A 17753-nucleotide genomic window follows, 5' to 3' on the forward strand; every position below is an offset into this window, starting at 1 on the left:
ACGCCCGCGCACTCGCGAATATGTCGTCGCAAGCCTCGCGCAAGCTTCGGGCGTTAACCATTCGTTAACCAAATTCACCACCGGGCGAAGCGCCATGAAGATCGATAGCGGCCATAGCGGCTATTATTATCAGAACCGGTCGAGCGACATCGACCGCAAGCAGGACGAAGCGCCGGCTCGGGAAGCCGTCTCCATGTCCCGTTCACCGAATGCAATCACGGGCAGCAGCACGTTCCTGTCGCAGTCGCTTTCCAATGCTCTCTGGGTCATGGAAAGCGGCGAAGCCGGCGCGCAGACGCCGGCCATTGCCCAGGACTGGGTCGCAAACCGCTACCAGGAATTCGCCGAATTCTGATGCCTTGCGTCACGCCGCCTTTGCAGGCGTGACTTCCACCGTGACATGCGACAATTCCGAAATGCCTCGCAGCTTGTCCTTGTAGAAGGAAGGGTCGCGGGGCGTTTTTGCAGTGAGCGCCACGATGACCGCGTGATGGCCGGGGCCGACCTGCCAGACGTGAAGATCCGAAATACGGTCTTCCTGCGTCTCCACCGCACGGCGGATATTGTCCGAAAGATCGTCGCCCGGCGAACGGGCATCGAGCAGCACGGTCGCCGTTGCGCCGATCAGGCCCCAGGACCAGCGGGCAATCACCAGACCGCCGACAATGCCCATGATCGGATCGAGCGCATTCCAGCCATAAGCGCGGCCGAGAATGAGGGCGGCAATCGCCAGGACGGATGTCAGCGCATCGGCGATGACATGCAGATAGGCGGCGCGGATGTTGTGGTCCTTGGCGCCGGAGGTCCGCTCGGCAGCATGATCATGGGCGCCGTGGTGGCCATGGTGGCCGTCATGCGCATGCGACCCATGGTGACCGGCATGATGCGAACCGTGATGGCCGCCATGACCGCCATGATGCCCGCCATGATGATGGCTGTGATCGTCACGCAGAAGCCAGGCGCTGACGATGTTGACCGCAAGGCCGATCACCGCAACGATGATCGCCTGGTCGAAATCGATCGCGACCGGATTTGCGAAACGCAAAAAGCTTTCCCAGGCGATGGCAAGCGCGATCAGCGCCAGAATGATGGCGCTGGCGAAGCCCGCGAGATCGCCGAGCTTGCCGGTGCCAAAAGTGTAGCGCGGATTGCCGGCATTGCGGCGCGCATAGACATAGGCAAGGACAGAGATCAGCATGGCGCCGGCATGGGTGGACATGTGCCATCCGTCGGCCGTCAGGGCCATGGAGCCGAACATCGAGCCTGCAACGATCTCCGCCACCATCATGACGGTGGTGAGCGCAATGACCAGCCAGACCTTTCGCTCGTTGCGCTCGTGATCGGCGCCCAGGAACACGTGGTCGTGCTTCAGACCATCAAACGTGTCTGCCATTTCATTCTCCTTCGATAAAATCAGCGGATATAGGTCTTCAGCACGCCGGCGAGCTCTTCTGCCGCCTTCTGGCGCTCCGCCTCGTTTTCCGCGTGGACCACGTGTTCATGCAGATGCCCCTCGACGATCTCACCGGTCAGGCCGGCCAGCGCGCCGCGGATCGAGGCCAGAAGCTGCAGGACATCCCCACAGGGCGCCTCCGCCTCCAGCGCCCGCTCGACGGCTTCCATCTGCCCCTTCATGCGGCGCACACGCGCCAGAAGTTTCGGCTTTTCGCGAACTGTATGTCCCAAGGTCAGCTCCAATATAATATAGGGGGGTATACTATATTCCTGAAAAGCCGCTGCCAAGCGGAATCTGGAGTTGCGCTAAAGGGCCGAGAGGAAAGCTACGGACCAGTTTCGCGGCCTAGGCGTGAGCCAGTGTTTTTCACCAGGAGAGTCGCGATGACGACCATTGGCAGCACAAACTCTTATTCCATCTCCTCCCTTCTCGCCCTCAGGGTCGCCAATAACGGCAGCGATACGGGCGGCAGCAGCGCCTATTCCGCGCCGAAACAGAGCCAGACCAGCAGTGCGACCATCACCGGCAGCGACACGTCCTTCGGCGCAAAACTTTCGAGCGCGCTGTGGACGATGGAAAGCCAGGGCGTAGAGATCGACCAGGATGGCGGCGATACCTATCTCGGCGAAAAGCCCTCTTCCACGGCAGAAGACGAGTTCATGAAACTCGCCCACCAGACATTCGCCGAGCGGGTTCGCGAACAATATCTGAAGAGCCATGACCTCACCGAGGACGACCTGAAAGCGATGTCACCGGAAGACCGGGCCGCAGTCGAGGACGATATTCGCAAGACGATCATGGAGGCCATGGGCGTCAACGGCGACAAGCAGGATGCACTGAAGAAGATGGGCGCCGATGCGCAACCGGATTCGGGCTCATTCCTGTCGGCCAGCCAGCAGAGCGGCACCGGCAGCAACAGCCTGCGCAATGGCGGCAATGAAGACGACGCACTTCTCGATATCTGAACAGCTCAAGGCGGATCAGGCATTGCCCCACCGCTCCTGGAATACCGGTCGCGACTTGAAGGCCGCGGCCCAAAGCATTAAATTCCTCTAGAGACTAGAGCATTTCGCCCATGCCATGAATGGCGGCGATGGCGTTATGCCGTTCGGCGAGGAGTTTTGGGCATGCTTTCGATCGGTGATCTTTCCAGGCGGACCGGCGTCAAGGTTCCGACCATCCGTTATTACGAGCAGATGGGCCTTCTGGCCGCTGCCGAACGCTCCGAGGGCAACCAGCGGCGCTACGAGCGCGGCGATCTTGAACGGCTCGCCTTCATTCGCCATGCCCGCGATCTCGGGCTCGACATTTCAGCCATCCGTGAGCTGATTTCGCTAAGCGAGCATCCGAACCAGCCTTGCGCCGATGCGGACCGCATCGCGTCCGACCATCTCAAGGCCGTGCGGGAAAAGATCGAAAAGCTGAAAAAACTCGAACAGGAACTGGCGCGCATCGTCTCCCATTGCGACGGCGACCATGCGATCGAGGATTGTTATGTGATCCGCTCGCTCTCCGACCACGGGTTGTGCGACGGCGAACATTGAGACCGCCTTCGAGGCCTGCCGGAAGTTGAGTGGCGGTTACATATAGCGCCGCTCCGAGAAATCAATATCCGGTCATATTATAAATAAAATCAGTCATTTACGGTACACTTTCGGCTTGCCAAATGGAAGCGTGTACTGCCACATGCGCGCGCAACTGACTTTACGCAAATTCCAGGAGGTATTTCTCATGAAATTGTTCGTTCTGACCGGTCTCGCCGCTTTCGGCATCGCTTTCTCTGCCCTTGCCCAGACGGCAGCAGCCCCGACGGCTGCGCAGATGGAAATGGCCTATAATTCCGCCCGCAACCAGCTCGGCGTCCTCAAATATTGCCAGAATGAAGGCCATATCGACGGCGACGCTGCGACGATCCAGACCAAACTTCTCGGCATGATCCCGCCGCCAGCCGACAAGACCGCCGGCGACGAAGCCGAAAAGACCGGCGAAAAGGGCACGATCGCCGCCATGGGCGTCAACCAGGAGATTTCCGCCACCGTAAAGGCGCAGAACATCACCGAGAAGCAGTTCTGCGAAACGATCGCCAACGCCATCAAGCAGGTCGGCGCACAGCTGCCGAAGTAACGCATCGCAACGGTGGATTTACACCGTAAAGGCGGGCGCGAACAGTTTGCGCCTGCCCTCATGCCTAAGCGGCGGCTTCGATTTCCAGATCGAGATGGATGCGGTCATAGGGAAATTCCACACATCCGTCGGCTGCCTTGTCGATTACGCCGCAATTGCGCAGGGCGATGACATCAGCTTCGACAGCCTCGACATCGTGCCCGACGCGGCGGGCAATTTCCTCGACGGTCAAAGGCCCCTGAGCAGCCATAGCCTGAATGATTTCAAGGCGCGGCGGCGTCAGCGTCTGGTGCAGGACTTTCCAGCTGGGGAAGGAATAGAGAAATTCCGGCTCCAGAATTTCGCCATTCTCCACCGCCATCATGGCCAAGCGCGTATCAGCCAAGGATTGCTCCGGGGTCCTGATCCTGACTTTAAGGGTTGTCACGCAGCCATCCTTTCACATCATCCTGAAAATCCGCGAGCAGCCGATCCAGTCCCGCAAACTGGTAAGGAAGCTCGCTCGTTCCGTAATGGCGATGATCGCCCTTGCCGGCCTCATTATCGTAACGCAACACGCATATGCCGGAGGCAACGAGCGCTAGGCTATATTTGAAATGGTGCCGGCTGGCCCTGACCGGAACGGGCACGCTCCAGATGAGAAGCTCCCAGAAAACGCCATTTCGAAAATAGGTCTTTTCCTGCCGGACCAATTTCGCCTTCGCCATGACCGCCCCCAGCCATTTCCCACAGAATACTCCAGCAAGAGCGGCCAGGAAAGAGAGCGTTAACGAACCCGCTTGACAACATCCCGCTTCGAGCGCATCTAGGCTGCCATGATGATCCAGCGCATGACCACCACTGCGACGTATTTTTGGGCCTACCTGTAAAGGGCGGCTCGACAGATCATCTTGTCAACAAGCCGCCGTCAGGCGGCTTTGTTGTATCAAACGGCACCTGACGGCTCCCAAAGAACCGAAAGAGGATGCCGAAATGACCCCAGGATTGATTGAGGACAGCGAGATCACACTGCCGCGCCCGGACGTGGTGACGATCCGCAATGCCAAGCGCCACGACCTGCCGCAACTCAACGAGATGATTGCGCTGCTGGCCGCCCATCACAACGACCCCGCCGACATGACGCCGGAAAAGCTGGAACGCGACCTGTTCGGCGACATGCCGTGGATCTCCGCACTCGTGGCCGATACCGGCTCGGAGCTGATCGGCTACGCCATTCTCGTGCCGCTATACCGGGCGCAGGAAGGCAGCCGCGGCATGGACCTGCACCACCTCTTCGTGCGCGACGGCCATCGCGGCCACGGCATCGGCCAGCACCTCGTGTCCCGCGCCCGCGAAATCGCCCGCGATGCCGGCTGCGGTTACCTCTCTGTCAGCGCCGCCACCGGCAATTTCGCCGCCCATCGCTTTTACGAACACATGGATTTCAAGCCGCGGCCGGTGACCGGCATGCGCTATACGCAGGCGCTCGCCTGAGCGCCCATCTGACCCGAGCGGTCATCGCAGCTGGAGGATAAGGCATGACGGCAATCGTGATCGCGCTGACGGAAGAGTTTGCGGATTGGGAATGCGCGCTTCTGATGGCGACGGCCCGCAGTTATCTCGGCGTTACGGTCAAGACCGCAAGCGCCGATGGCGGGCCGGTAACCTCGATGGGCGGGCTGAAGGTGGTGCCGGATCTTTCCTATGCAGCCGTCAGCCCGAAGGATTTCGATGCGCTCGTTGTGCCGGGCGGACTTGCCTGGGAAAATCAGGTCGTGCCCGAGACGCTGGACGGGCTGATCCGCGCCTTCCATGGCGGCGACAGGGTGGTCGCCGGCATTTGTGCGGCAGCCAGCATGCTGGCGGGATCGGGCGCGCTGAACGATGTCGCCCATACCGGTAATCGGCTTGCCTCACATGCGAAATATCCGGCCTATGACGGGGCCGACCTCTATGTCGATACGCCAAAGGCGGTTCGTGGCGGAAAGGTTATCACCGCGGCCGGCACGGCGCCCTATACGTTTGCCGTCGAGGTGCTGAAGGGGCTCGGGCTGTGGGACAAGACGGCGGAAGAGGAGTTTGCCGCGTTTCCGGCGGAACATCGGGATGAAAGCCGCTGAAGTATCGATGTGCCACGCCGCATCAGGGCGCCCTCAGCTATCGTCTGAGGCTGGATCAATCGTACCGACAACCCGAGCCATGATCTCGTCGACCGTAGCCTTATCAAGTGCTTCAATGAAACGCGCCGTTTTTGCCTGAAGCCGCGCAGGGATATCGAAACTTCGAACCGGATTGCAGATCGCGACGCCATTTGTATCGCGTCCCGACACAGGAACAGCCAGTCCAACATCGCGGATCAATCCGCGGCCGGTCAACGGCAGGCGCTCGCCGAGCGCTCCTTGGAGCGAGCAGGCACGCGACTGGAGGAGAAGGACGGCATCCCATCGTGTCAATTCATTGACACGATGCCTCAGTTGCAGATCGGGATAGGCTTTGCCGGCAGCGGCGGATGGTCGGCCTTGTATTTCTCGATCACCGGCTCGAGCTGGGCCTTGGCCCAGAATTTTGGCTTGCCGATTGCCTTCAGGCAGTCGTCGTTCCAGTAGAGGCCGGTATTGACCAGCGGCGCCTTGGCCGCGGCCGCCTTGGCGACGGCCTCGATATCCTTCGATTCCGGATAGATATAGAGCGTCGTCGGATTGTCCTTGACCTTGCCGATCACCTCGCTCGCATCGGCCGGGCTCCAGCTGGTACAACCGTCGCTGCGACCACCGGCATAGGTGATGAGCGAACCGAAGGGCACGTAACCCTCCTTGTTGGCATAGGGGCTGGAGGCATTCTTCATCATGCAGATGCCGCCGACCTTGGCCGCCGCATGGCCGCCGATCGCGCGCTGGCGGGCATTGGCCGTCTCGCCCTCGCCGTCGAACTGCAGGAAGGAACGCAGATAGGCCGCCTGTGCGCCGCCGGACGCCTTGTAATACCCCTTGAACGAGGTCTTGATCTCGCTCGTCAGGTAGGAGCCACCCATCGTCAGATTGCTGTCCAGCGCATTGCCGAAATTGCGCGCGCAGGTGCGGCCATTGGAAAAGTCCGCGACGCCACCGAGATTCTTGCCGCTGCCATGGCCGGCCGACATCGCCTCGAAAGACTGCGCCGCCTCGCAGACGATATAGAATCGTCCGCCCGTCTTGCCGTCACCCGGATCATTGGGCTTGGTCGCGTCCATCGCAAAATAGCAAGCATTTTTCACCTTGCCCTCGGCAACCCGCTGCATGTAGAGCGCCCGCGCCCGTTTCAAAACAGGCCATGCGATCTGGTTCGGCCCATCACCAACATGGGAATCGAGCCAAGCCGGGACATCATTGTTTTGCCGGGCAGCATTTGCCGCCTGCGGAAGGGCGAAAAGCAGGGAAAATGCCGCCAGCGCGCCACCAATCCGGACGCAAGCAGTCTTTCGAACACCGGAACTCGCCGAATTCATCTGCACGCTGCCACTCCTCCTGTCCTTTCTCTTTGCCCGGCAAACCTGCCGCGCAACCAAGAAAGGGAATGCGATAAAACCACCGGATAGGATGATTCGGACTAAAATTCGTAAACCCTCCCCCCTTCACGCCTTCGTGAAAACCGCTTATTGGCCCCTTGCTGGCCCTGTGCCATTTCGCGACACAAGCCCCTTTCTATTGTGCCTTAAAGGTTAGTCTCATTTACCGGGTTCGAACAATTCGTCTAACCGATCCTTCACGGCTGATGCTTACATGGTAATCCCATCTGATCTTCATACTGAGGGCATGACGGCCTTGGGCGACACAATGACTGTTCTGCAGACGGCAGACCTGATGGAATCCGCCGGCGTTTTGATCGCGATCTTCGATCAGGACGATCGGCTTGCCTTTGCCAATCGCGCTTTTCGCGAGGCCTGGTTCATCGGCGACAACGAGCATCTTCTCTGGGCCGACCTGATGCGCCGCAATTTTGTGGAAAGTCGCGGCACGGTGGTCAAGACACAGGATTTCGAAGGCTGGCTGCGATCCACCCTGTCGCGCCGCGGCAAGACCGGTTTTCGTGCCTTCGAAACCGATCTGCATGACGGCCGCTGGCTGTGGATGACGGAAACCATGCAGCCGAATGGCTGGATGATGTGCGTGGCAAGCGACATCACCTCGATCCGCTGCGACGAGCGCACGCTGCGACAGGACCGCGACGACGCGATCAAAGCCTCGCAGACCGATGAGCTGACCGGCATTCCGAGCCGTCGCTTCGTCATGTCCAAGCTCGAGGACCTGCTCCGCGACGAAGGCAAGGGGCAGAGCAAGACAGGCTGCCTTGCCGTGCTCGACATCGACAATTTCAAATATATCAACGACCGTTTCGGCCATTCCTTCGGTGACGCAGTGCTGAAGGATTTTGCCGCCACGCTGCAGAACCTCGTGCGCAAGACCGACATTTTGGGCCGCGTCGGCGGCGAGGAATTCATCCTCATCCTGCCGAATACCATGCCGGCAGATGCCCAGACGATCGTCGGCCGGATGCTCGAAGCCGTCCGCAAATCCCGGCCGCTGCCGGAACAGGTGAGCTTTCGCTACACCTTTTCCGCAGGCATCGCCTATGGCGAGACCGGCGAGGACACCGCCGATCTCTACCGCCGCGCCGACCTCGCGCTCTACGCCGCAAAAATGCGCGGCCGCGACCAGATCTGCCTCGATCCGAATGTGCGGATGAGCCAGCTGGGGGCGTGAGGCTGAGAAATCCTCACACGGCGATCTCGTCATCCTCGGCCTTGTGCCGAGGATCTAACCACATAAACATATCGGGCACCTGCAGATCCTCGGGACAAGCCCGAGGATGACGGCGGAGAGGTTGATGCATTTCGCTGCGGTCCAAGCGCCGACGCCGATCTCTCTTTAACGTCAGCTCCACTTCCCAACTACGAGCATCCCCCTTCCCTTGCCCGTGATTTTTCCGCAAACTCACGAGTCGGGGAACGTATCGGGGAAACCGAATGTACGAATATGCCGTCGCCTGGGAATGGTTCGCTTTTGCCGCCCGCTGGTTCCATGTCATCACCGCGATCGCCTGGATCGGCTCGTCGTTTTATTTCATCGCGCTCGATCTCGGCCTGGTGAAGAGGCCGCATCTGCCGGTCGGCGCCTATGGCGAAGAATGGCAGGTGCATGGCGGCGGATTTTATCACATCCAGAAATACCTCGTGGCGCCGGCGCAGATGCCGGAACATCTGACATGGTTTAAATTCGAGAGCTATTTCACCTGGCTTTCCGGCTTCCTGATGCTCTGTATCGTCTATTACGGTGGTGCCGATCTTTTCCTGATCGACCATTCCGTGCTGCCGCTTGCCCCCTGGCAGGCGATCTGTCTGTCCCTCGCCTCGCTGGCTATCGGCTGGATCGTCTACGACCTGCTCTGCAAGTCGCCGATCGGAAAGAACACCTGGGGGCTAATGGCGGTTCTTTATGTCGTGCTGGTGCTGATGGCCTGGGGCTATACGCAGATATTTACCGGCCGTGCCGCCTTCCTGCATCTCGGCGCGTTTACCGCAACGATCATGTCGGCAAACGTCTTCATGATCATCATCCCGAACCAAAAAATCGTCGTCGCCGACCTGATCGCCGGCCGCACGCCGGATCCGAAATACGGCATGATCGCCAAGCAGCGCTCGCTGCATAACAACTACCTGACCCTGCCGGTCATCTTCTTCATGCTGTCGAACCATTATCCGCTGGCATTCGGCACCCAGTTCAACTGGGTGATAGCCGCCCTCGTCTTCCTGATGGGCGTCACGATCCGCCACTGGTTCAACACGACGCATGCGCGAAAGGGCAAGCCGACCTGGACCTGGCTCGTCACCGTGATCCTCTTCATCATCATCATCTGGCTCTCGACCGTGCCAAAGGTGCTGACCGGCGAGACGGAGACCGTGATGACGCCGATCCAACAGAAATTTGCCTCGAACGCCCATTTTGGCGCGGCAAAAGCCGTCGTCCAGACCCGCTGCTCCATGTGCCATGCGGCCGAACCTGTCTATGAAGGCGTCAATTTCACGCCGAAATCGGTGAAGCTGGAGACGGATGCGCAGATTGCCCTGCATGCGCGGGAAATCTATATCCAGGCAGGCCTCAGCCACGCCATGCCGCCCGGCAATGTCACCGGCATTTCGAAGGAAGAACGCAGGCTGATCACCGCCTGGTATGAAAGCACGATCTCGCAATGACCGAAAAACTGATCCGCGGCCGCCTGCTTTCATTCAAACGGCCGCCGCTGTCGCTCACCGATACCGAAAGCTATCTTTACGAGCATGACGGTGCGCTCCTGGTATCCGAAGAGGGCAGGATTGCAGCCGTCGGGGATTATGCGGCGGTCAAGGCGCAGGCGGCCGATGGCGTCGAGGAAATCGACCACCGCCCGCATCTGATTCTGCCCGGCTTCATCGACTGCCATGTGCATTTCCCGCAGATGCAGGTGATCGCCTCCTATGCTGCCAATCTGCTCGAATGGCTGAACACGTACACATTCCCCGAGGAATGCCGTTTCGTCGAAAGCGATCACGCAAACCGCATCGCCACGCATTTTTACGACGAGCTGCTGCGCCACGGCACGACGACCGCCGTCGCCTATTGCTCGGTTCACAAAACTTCGGCCGATGCCTTTTTCGCCGAGGCGATGAACCGCGGCATGTGCATGATCGGCGGCAAGGTGATGATGGACCGCCACGCGCCGCAGGGCCTACTCGACACGCCCGAAATGGGCTATGACGAGACCCGCCAGGTCATATCCGACTGGCACGGCAAGGGCCGCAACCATGTTGCCATCACCCCGCGTTTCGCCATCACCTCGACGCCGGCCCAGATGAAAGCCGCTCAGGCGCTGGCTCAGGAATTTCCGGACCTGTTCATCCAGACTCACCTGTCGGAAAACCACGACGAGATCAAATTCACCTGCGAGCTTTATCCGGAAGCGACGGACTATACGGATATCTATGCTTGCTACGGTCTGCTCGGCAAAAAGACGCTGCTTGGCCACGCCATCCATCTGTCCGAGCGCGAGGCGGATGCGATTGCCGAAGCCGGAGCGATTGCCGTCCACTGCCCGACCTCCAACCTTTTTCTCGGCTCTGGTCTCTTCCCGATGAAATCGCTGATGCGTCGAGAAAAGCCGGTGCGTGTCGCCGTCGCCACCGATATCGGTGGCGGCTCGAGCTATTCCATGCTCAGAACAATGGACGAGGCCTACAAGATCCAGCAGCTGCTCGGCGAACGCCTCAACCCGCTCGAAAGCTTTTATCTGATGACCCGCGGCAATGCCGAGGCGCTGTCGATGCAGGACGAGATCGGTACACTCGACGCAGGCTCCGTCGCCGACCTCGTCGTGCTGAATGCAGCACCGACACCCGCGATGAAGCTGCGCATGGAAACGGTCAGGACTCTGCCGGAAGAGCTTTTCCTGATGCAGACAATGGGTGACGACCGCGCCATCGTCGAGACCTATGTTTCCGGCAGGCCGATGAAAGCAAGTCTGCAGGCCTGAACGCTCAGATCGACGCGGACCACACGGCCGAAGATTCCCGCACCCAAATGCACAATCAATGATTGCGAAATTTATTTCGCAACGCACAATATTGTTGGATCGCAAACTAAATTAAATGCGAATTAAACTTTCGGCACTTAACTGCACCCCCATAGTCCATGAACGGGCTTTTTGAGCGCGATGTCCTAATATTTTCAATAATTTCGTGAGTTTCGGCCGGCGCAAAGAAACTCGTCCAAGGGTGCGTTGAATGAGCTTCCTTTCCAACACCAAGATCAGGACAAAGATTCTGTGTCTGATCCTGCCGGTCTGCGTCATCGGCATTGGCGGTATCGCCGCCGTGTCTTACAACTATAAGACGTCCGACACGCAATACAATCAATTCATCGCCGAGGATAATGCCGCCGCCGTCGAAGTTTCGCGCGCGACCACCTCGATGCTGTCGGTCTCCTACAGCGCCTATCAGGTCCTCACCTATCCGGCCGATGCGCCTTACCTTGCCGAGATCATGAAGAACTACGAAAGCGGCAAGAAGGCCGCGATCGCCCGGTTCGAGACCGCCAAGAAGCTGATCCCCGAGCAGACCGACATTTTGAACGGCTTCCAGAACCGCGCCATCGCGATCGCAGCGATCACCGACAAGGCCGTGGCGCTCGACGCTGCCAACAAGCAGGACGAAGCCCGCGCGGCACTGGCCCAGGTCGACCCGGAAATCGCAAAATTCCGCGACGACCTGCGCGACTGGAACATCGCAAACGCCAAGGCGGTCCTCTCCCAGAGTAACGCGATTTCCGAAGACACCAACACCACGATCGTCACGTCTCTTTCGGCGCTCGGCATTCTTTTCCTCGCCAGCATCGTCATGGGCCTGGTCGTCGCCTCGCGCGGCATTTCCGGCCCGATCGACCGCCTGCGCGCCCGCATGATCTCGCTTGCCGATAACCAGACCGAACAGCAGATCCCCGGCCTTGAGCGCAAGGACGAAGTCGGCCAGATGGCCGCCGCCGTCTCGATCTTCCGCGACAACGCCATCGAGCGTATCCGTCTTGAGCAGGAAGCCGATGCCAACCGCTCCATGTCGGATCGTGAGCGCATGGAACGCGAAGCCCAGAAGGCGAAGGAAGCGGCCGACACGCAATTTGCCGTCGACCAGCTGGCAACCGCGCTTGGCCGCCTTGCGGATGGCGATGTCGCCTACCGGATCGAAAACCCCTTCGTGGCGCATCTCGATACCCTGCGGTCCAATTTCAACGACTCTGCCACCAACCTGCAGAACACGCTGAAATCCGTCGGCAACAATGCCCGCGCCATCGATGCCGGCGCCAACGAGATCCGCTCGGCCGCCGACGATCTGTCCAAGCGCACCGAACAGCAGGCGGCCTCCGTCGAGGAAACGGCTGCAGCGCTGGAAGAAATCACCACAACCGTCAAGGACGCCAGCCGACGCGCCGAAGAAGTCGGCAAGCTCGTTGCCAAGGCCCGCGAGGGTGCGGAAAATTCCGGACGTGTCGTCGGCGATGCCGTCACCGCCATGCATTCGATCGAGACCTCTTCGGCCGAGATCACCAGCATCATCAGCGTCATCGACGAGATTGCCTTCCAGACCAACCTTCTGGCGCTGAATGCCGGCGTCGAAGCAGCTCGCGCCGGTGAAGCCGGCAAGGGTTTTGCCGTGGTCGCCCAGGAAGTCCGCGAGCTCGCCCAGCGTTCTGCAAAGGCTGCGAAGGAAATCAAGGCGCTGATCACCACATCGAGCGAACATGTCCGCTCCGGCGTCAATCTCGTCGGCGAAACCGGCAAGGCACTCGATGTGATCGTTGCCGAAGTGCAGGAGATCAACCGGCACATCGCAGCAATCGTTGAATCTTCGCGTGAACAGGCCGTCGGCCTTCAGGAGATCAACACCGCCGTCAACACGATGGACCAGGGCACCCAGCAGAACGCCGCCATGGTCGAGCAGTCGACAGCGGCAAGCCACAGCCTTGCCAAGGAAGCGGCATCGCTGAACCAGCTCCTGTCGCGCTTCAACATCGGTCAGGGCGGATCGGCAGCAACGGCTCCGGCCCGCGCGGCAGCGGAAACCGCACGTCCGGTCGCATCCCCTGCCCGTGCGCTTGGCCGCAAGATTGCCAGCGCCTTCGGCGGCGGTTCTTCGGCTGCAGCGGTCAAACAGGCCGAACAGTCCTGGGAAGAGTTCTGAGCTGCTCCCCCCGCGGCTCTATGGTGGAAACGGGCGGCCTCGGCCGCCCGTTTTCTTTTGCGGATTTCAAGACGGGCACCGATCAAAAGTATATCCAGCCAGGCCCTCTACACGCTGTGAAATACATCACGCCCTCCGGACTTGCGCTTTGTCAAAAATTCGAAAATTCGCATTTAAACGTATGTAAACTATAGAATAATAAGAATTGCCCCGACGATGCTTCGGTGGCCATGACGGCACAACACTTTCGTCATTGTGCATTTCATTCGCCGAACCTCTCTTCAGAACTGGGCAGTCAGCGCCGCCGCGATCTTCGCCGGCGCCCCTCGGAACTATTGGGTTCGCGCCCGACAGCTCGAAATCGTGAGGGGACGATGTCGTTTCTCAAGAATGCCAGCATTCGCACCAAAATTCTTTCGGTGATCATCCCGCTTTGCGTCGTGGGATTGGGCGCCTCCGGCTTCCTGGCCTCGAGGTTCAAGGCCGCCGATGCCGCCTATGTCAACTTCATCTCGACCGACAATGCGACGGCCGTGGAATTGGCACGCGCCAACCGCAACCTGTCGGCCACCGGTTATGCGGCCTACCAGACGCTGACTTATCACGTCGGCGATCCGGCCCTTGCCACGGCAATGGCGTTCTACAAGGAAAGCACGGCAAGCCTGGCGACCCGCCTCGACCACGTCAAGACCGGCATGGCATCGAACTCTGCCGAGATCGGTGCGCTGATCACCCGCGTCAACGACGTTGTGGCACTGACCGACAAGGCCGTGCAGCTCGGCGCCACCGACCAGGATGCCGAAGCACGCGCGCTGCTTGCCAAGGCCGACCTCCTGATCCTGCCGCTGTCCAAGGACATTGCGGCCTCGCTCGACAATTTCACCAAGGGTATCGTCGCCACCAGCGCCGAACTGACCGGTGAAACCAGCTCGACCATCTTCACCTCGCTCGCCACCCTGGTCGTCGTCTTCGGTCTCGGCATCATCGCTTCGCTTCTGGTCGCCGCCAAGGGCATCACCACACCGATCACCCGCCTGCGCGAACGCATGACCTCGCTTGCCGCAGGCCAGACCAGCGCCGCCATCGAAGGCCTCGACCGCAAGGACGAAGTCGGCCAGATGGCCGCCGCCGTCTCGGTCTTCCGCGACAATGCCATCGAGCGTATCCGCCTTGAACAGGAGGCAGACGCCAACCGTTCGATGTCGGATCGCGAACGCATGGAACGTGAAGCGCAGAAGGCGAAGGAAGCGGCCGACACCCAGTTTGCCGTCGACCAGTTGGCAAAGGCGCTCGATCGCCTGTCGGACGGCGATGTCGCCTACCGGATCGAAAGCCCGTTCGTCGCTCATCTCGACGGCCTGCGCGCGAATTTCAACAGCTCTGTCGCCAACCTGCAGAACGCGCTGCGCGCCGTCGGTGAAAATGCCCGCGGCATCGATGCCGGCGCCAACGAGATCCGCACCGCAGCCGACAGCCTGTCGAAGCGCACGGAACAGCAGGCAGCCTCTGTCGAAGAAACGGCAGCTGCGCTGGAAGAAATCACCACCACGGTCAAGGACGCCAGCCGTCGTGCCGAAGAAGTCGGCAAGCTGGTCGCCAAGGCCCGTGAAGGTGCAGAAAACTCCGGCCGCGTCGTTGGCGATGCTGTGACCGCTATGCATGCGATCGAAACCTCCTCGGCCGAGATCACCAGCATTATTTCGGTCATCGACGAGATCGCCTTCCAGACCAACCTTCTCGCCCTCAATGCCGGCGTCGAGGCAGCCCGTGCAGGCGAGGCCGGCAAGGGGTTTGCCGTCGTCGCCCAGGAAGTCCGCGAGCTTGCCCAGCGCTCTGCAAAGGCAGCCAAAGAGATCAAGGCGCTGATCAACACGTCGGGCGAACATGTTCGCTCCGGCGTCAATCTCGTCGGCGAAACCGGCAAGGCACTGGAGGTGATCGTTGCCGAGGTTCAGGAGATCAACCGCCATGTTGGCGCGATCGTCGAATCCTCGCGCGAACAGGCCGTCGGTCTTCAGGAGATCAACACTGCGGTCAACACGATGGACCAGGGCACCCAGCAGAACGCCGCCATGGTCGAGGAATCGACCGCCGCAAGCCACAGCCTGGCCCGCGAGGCAGCGGCCCTGAACCAGCTCCTGTCCCGCTTCAATATCGGCCACGGCGGAGCAGCAGCATCGGCTCCGGCCCGCCCGGCAGCGGAAACCGCCCGTCCGGTCGCATCCCCTGCTCGCGCCCTTGGCCGCAAGATCGCCAGCGCCTTCGGCGGCGGTTCGTCTGCTGCAGCAGTCAAACAGGCCGAGCAGTCCTGGGAAGAGTTTTGAGCCCATCCCGAAACGTCATTATGGAAACGGGCGGCATCAGCCGCCCGTTTTCGTTTGGGGCCTACCGCTCATCAGCCAGACCGATATCGTCCATCATCTCACCCCGCCCCATCACGCGAGAGCCTTGCCGGATCGCATCCATCACCACACGGATGATCGGCACTGAGCGGATGTCGGAATGCACGACGAGCCAGATATCGCGTCGCACGGGTTCCTTTTCGGTCAGAGCGACAACCAGCCCGTCACCGGAGCCGACGAAGAAATCCGGCAGCACCGCCACGCCGCCACCGGCCTGTGCCGTGGCACGCTGCAGTTCCAGCGTCGAGGCGCGCAAACCGATAGGCCGTCCGGCCGCCACCTCGATCAGCCTGAGATGCTGCGGCGACGCCTCCATATCGGCGCCATAGGTGATAAAACTCCAGTCCCGTTCCGGCACGTCTGCGAGATAGGATGGCGAGGCGTAGAAATGGAAAGTGACGCTGCCGATCCTAGTCATCGTCAGGTCGCCCTGATCCGGCCGCGAAAGCCGAATGGCGATATCCGCCTCGCGCCGGTTGAGCGAGGCATAGCGTTTTTCGCCGATAACGGCGATATCGATCGCCGGATGCTCTCGGCGCAATGCCGCGATCGGTCCGGGCAGAAGCACGCCCGCCAGCGCCGGCGGAGCACTGATGCGCACCGACCCCGTCAGCCGGTCTCCCGGCACCGCCGAGCGGCGGATCGCCAGCGCCTGCTCTTCCATCTGCCGTGCCATCCCGGCGATCCGCTCGCCATCCGGCGTCAGCGCGATCCGGCGGCCACGCCGATCGATCAGCCGCAGTTTCAGCTGCTCCTCCAGCAGCGCCACGCGCCGGCTGACCGTCGCATGTTCTACGCCAAGCGCCTTCGCCGCGCCGAGAAACGTGCCGCTGGCAGCGAGTGCCGCGAAATACCGCAGGTTTTCCCAATCCATGACTGTGCATTTTTTCCCAATGAATATTCGACCATAGGGAATTTCCAAACAATCCGCCATGCGCGATCTTCTCACAGAAGAAAGCTCATGGAGAATTGCGATGACGGATCTGGTGGTGAAACTGACGGCCTGCGGCGGCCCCGAAAATCTTGTCGCCTCGCATCAGGAGGCCCTGACCCCGAAGGCGGGCGAGATCGTCATCCGCCACGAAGCCATCGGCATGAATTTCCTCGACACATATCACCGCAAGGGGACATATGCGCTGCCCGCCTATCCCGCAGTGATCGGCGTCGAGGCCGTCGGCCGGGTGGAGGCGATCGGCGACGGTGTCGAGGAATTTGCCGTCGGTGACCGTGTGGCCTATGCCGCCGCAATCGGCGCCTATGCCTCGGCGCGGGTGCTGAAAGCGGAACGCGCCATCCGCCTGCCCGAGGCAATCTCCTCGCGCACCGCCGCCTCTTCTCTCCTGAAGGGCATGACGGCCTATATGCTCCTCCACAAAACCTATCCGGTCGGCCCCGGCACGACCATCCTCGTCCATGCGGCAGCTGGCGGGCTCGGGGAAATTATCGTCCGCTGGGCGAAACATCTCGGCGCCACCGTGATCGGCACCGTCAGCTCGCCGGAAAAGGCCGAGCGTGCCCGCCTCAGCGGCGCCGACCATCTCGTCATCGGCCGCGACGCCGATCTCGTTACCGAGGTCAATGCACTGACCGGCTGGCGTGGTGTCGACGTCGCTTATGACGGCATTGGCGGCGACATGCTGGCCAGAACTCTGCAATGCGTGCGCCCCTTCGGCACCGCCGCCTCGCTCGGCCAGGCCGCCGGTCCCATTCCGCCGGTCGCGATCGAAATGCTGCGACCGGGCAAATCTCTGACGCTGCCGAGCATCATGGCCTATTCGGCCGACCTTGCTGATTACCGTCATGCGGCGGAAGCCGCGATCGCGGCGATGGGCCATGACATCGTCTCGACCATCGCCGGCGAATTTTCGCTGGATCAGGCGGCCGACGCCCATGCCGTGCTGGAGAGTGGGCGCATGGCCGGAAGCCTTCTGCTCATCCCCTGACGGATGCGCGACGGCAGCCCGGACGCTGCGGTTTAAAAACATGGCTCGCGATCGGATTCCGGTGGCGATGTGTTCCAGATGTGCTAGCTGTCAAACAAGCATTTCTG

19 protein-coding genes are annotated in these 17753 nt (G+C 60.7%); 12 read left to right on the top strand and 7 right to left on the bottom strand.

What is annotated here, in order from left to right; translation table 11 throughout:
• Positions 1–94: 94 nt before the first annotated feature.
• Complete coding sequence (locus tag FHW37_RS13915) at positions 95–355, top strand: hypothetical protein (protein ID WP_145637483.1); 261 nt, start codon at positions 95–97, stop codon at positions 353–355.
• A 9-nt stretch (positions 356–364) separates the two neighbouring features.
• Here FHW37_RS13915 and dmeF read toward each other — a convergent pair whose 3' ends face one another.
• Positions 365–1393 carry a CDF family Co(II)/Ni(II) efflux transporter DmeF gene (gene dmeF / locus FHW37_RS13920; RefSeq protein WP_145637484.1) on the bottom strand — a complete coding sequence of 343 codons (1029 nt, stop codon included), beginning with the start codon at positions 1391–1393 and terminating at the stop codon, positions 365–367.
• Positions 1394–1413: 20 nt separating this feature from the next.
• The gene (gene dmeR, locus FHW37_RS13925; protein WP_145637485.1) at positions 1414–1686 is read right to left on the bottom strand and encodes a Ni(II)/Co(II)-sensing transcriptional repressor DmeR; all 273 of its coding nucleotides are present in this window, start codon (positions 1684–1686) and stop codon (positions 1414–1416) included.
• Between the two features lie 153 nt (positions 1687–1839).
• Between dmeR and FHW37_RS13930 the strand changes: the two genes are divergently transcribed.
• The 3 genes from FHW37_RS13930 (at position 1840) to FHW37_RS13940 (ending at position 3580) form a co-directional block, all read left to right on the top strand.
• Positions 1840–2421 carry a hypothetical protein gene (locus FHW37_RS13930; RefSeq protein ID WP_145637486.1) on the top strand — a complete coding sequence of 194 codons (582 nt, stop codon included), beginning with the start codon at positions 1840–1842 and terminating at the stop codon, positions 2419–2421.
• A 162-nt stretch (positions 2422–2583) separates the two neighbouring features.
• A complete protein-coding gene (locus FHW37_RS13935; protein WP_145637487.1) occupies positions 2584–3000 on the top strand; it encodes a MerR family transcriptional regulator in 417 nt (138 codons plus the stop codon).
• A 187-nt stretch (positions 3001–3187) separates the two neighbouring features.
• Positions 3188–3580, top strand: coding sequence for a pore-forming ESAT-6 family protein (locus FHW37_RS13940; RefSeq protein WP_145637488.1), 393 nt, complete (start codon positions 3188–3190; stop codon positions 3578–3580).
• Between the two features lie 64 nt (positions 3581–3644).
• Here the strand turns inward: FHW37_RS13940 and FHW37_RS13945 are convergent, their stop codons facing one another.
• Positions 3645–3965: a transcriptional regulator gene (locus FHW37_RS13945; RefSeq protein ID WP_246690770.1), complete on the bottom strand. Its 321-nt coding sequence runs from the start codon at positions 3963–3965 to the stop codon at positions 3645–3647.
• 28 nt (positions 3966–3993) lie between these two features.
• The gene (locus tag FHW37_RS13950) at positions 3994–4287 is read right to left on the bottom strand and encodes a toxin-antitoxin system TumE family protein (RefSeq protein ID WP_145637491.1); all 294 of its coding nucleotides are present in this window, start codon (positions 4285–4287) and stop codon (positions 3994–3996) included.
• Between the two features lie 265 nt (positions 4288–4552).
• Between FHW37_RS13950 and FHW37_RS13955 the strand changes: the two genes are divergently transcribed.
• Complete coding sequence (locus tag FHW37_RS13955) at positions 4553–5053, top strand: GNAT family N-acetyltransferase (protein WP_145637492.1); 501 nt, start codon at positions 4553–4555, stop codon at positions 5051–5053.
• Positions 5054–5097: 44 nt separating this feature from the next.
• On the top strand, positions 5098–5679 hold the full coding sequence (locus tag FHW37_RS13960; protein ID WP_145637493.1) for a DJ-1/PfpI family protein: 582 nt from the start codon (positions 5098–5100) through the stop codon (positions 5677–5679).
• Between the two features lie 33 nt (positions 5680–5712).
• Here FHW37_RS13960 and FHW37_RS33935 read toward each other — a convergent pair whose 3' ends face one another.
• A complete protein-coding gene (locus FHW37_RS33935; RefSeq protein ID WP_210249289.1) occupies positions 5713–5934 on the bottom strand; it encodes a hypothetical protein in 222 nt (73 codons plus the stop codon).
• Between the two features lie 95 nt (positions 5935–6029).
• Complete coding sequence (locus FHW37_RS13965; protein WP_246690791.1) at positions 6030–7043, bottom strand: murein L,D-transpeptidase catalytic domain family protein; 1014 nt, start codon at positions 7041–7043, stop codon at positions 6030–6032.
• 328 nt (positions 7044–7371) lie between these two features.
• On the opposite strand from FHW37_RS13965, the gene FHW37_RS13970 reads away from it, so the two are divergent.
• From FHW37_RS13970 to FHW37_RS13990, 5 genes are all read left to right on the top strand, one after another.
• On the top strand, positions 7372–8298 hold the full coding sequence (locus FHW37_RS13970; RefSeq protein ID WP_145637494.1) for a GGDEF domain-containing protein: 927 nt from the start codon (positions 7372–7374) through the stop codon (positions 8296–8298).
• A 263-nt stretch (positions 8299–8561) separates the two neighbouring features.
• A complete protein-coding gene (gene puuD, locus FHW37_RS13975) occupies positions 8562–9788 on the top strand; it encodes a urate hydroxylase PuuD (protein WP_145637495.1) in 1227 nt (408 codons plus the stop codon).
• Positions 9785–11101, top strand: a complete 1317-nt coding sequence (guaD, locus tag FHW37_RS13980) for a guanine deaminase (RefSeq protein ID WP_145637497.1) — start codon at positions 9785–9787, stop codon at positions 11099–11101. The genes puuD and guaD overlap by 4 nt, the downstream gene beginning before the upstream one ends.
• Before the next feature lie 250 nt (positions 11102–11351).
• The gene (locus tag FHW37_RS13985) at positions 11352–13301 is read left to right on the top strand and encodes a HAMP domain-containing methyl-accepting chemotaxis protein (protein WP_145637498.1); all 1950 of its coding nucleotides are present in this window, start codon (positions 11352–11354) and stop codon (positions 13299–13301) included.
• 374 nt (positions 13302–13675) lie between these two features.
• Positions 13676–15625 (top strand): methyl-accepting chemotaxis protein, encoded by a 1950-nt coding sequence (locus tag FHW37_RS13990; protein WP_145637499.1) that lies wholly within the window; start codon positions 13676–13678, stop codon positions 15623–15625.
• 61 nt (positions 15626–15686) lie between these two features.
• On the opposite strand, the gene FHW37_RS13995 is transcribed toward FHW37_RS13990, so the two are convergent.
• Positions 15687–16577, bottom strand: coding sequence for a LysR family transcriptional regulator (locus FHW37_RS13995; RefSeq protein ID WP_246690771.1), 891 nt, complete (start codon positions 16575–16577; stop codon positions 15687–15689).
• 100 nt (positions 16578–16677) lie between these two features.
• Here FHW37_RS13995 and FHW37_RS14000 point away from each other — a divergent pair, with 100 nt between their 5' ends.
• A complete protein-coding gene (locus tag FHW37_RS14000) occupies positions 16678–17646 on the top strand; it encodes a quinone oxidoreductase family protein (RefSeq protein WP_145637500.1) in 969 nt (322 codons plus the stop codon).
• The last annotated feature ends 107 nt before the right edge of the window (positions 17647–17753 follow it).

Origin of the sequence: Neorhizobium alkalisoli, assembly GCF_007829835.1 — a bacterium.
GTDB lineage: Bacteria > Pseudomonadota > Alphaproteobacteria > Rhizobiales > Rhizobiaceae > Neorhizobium.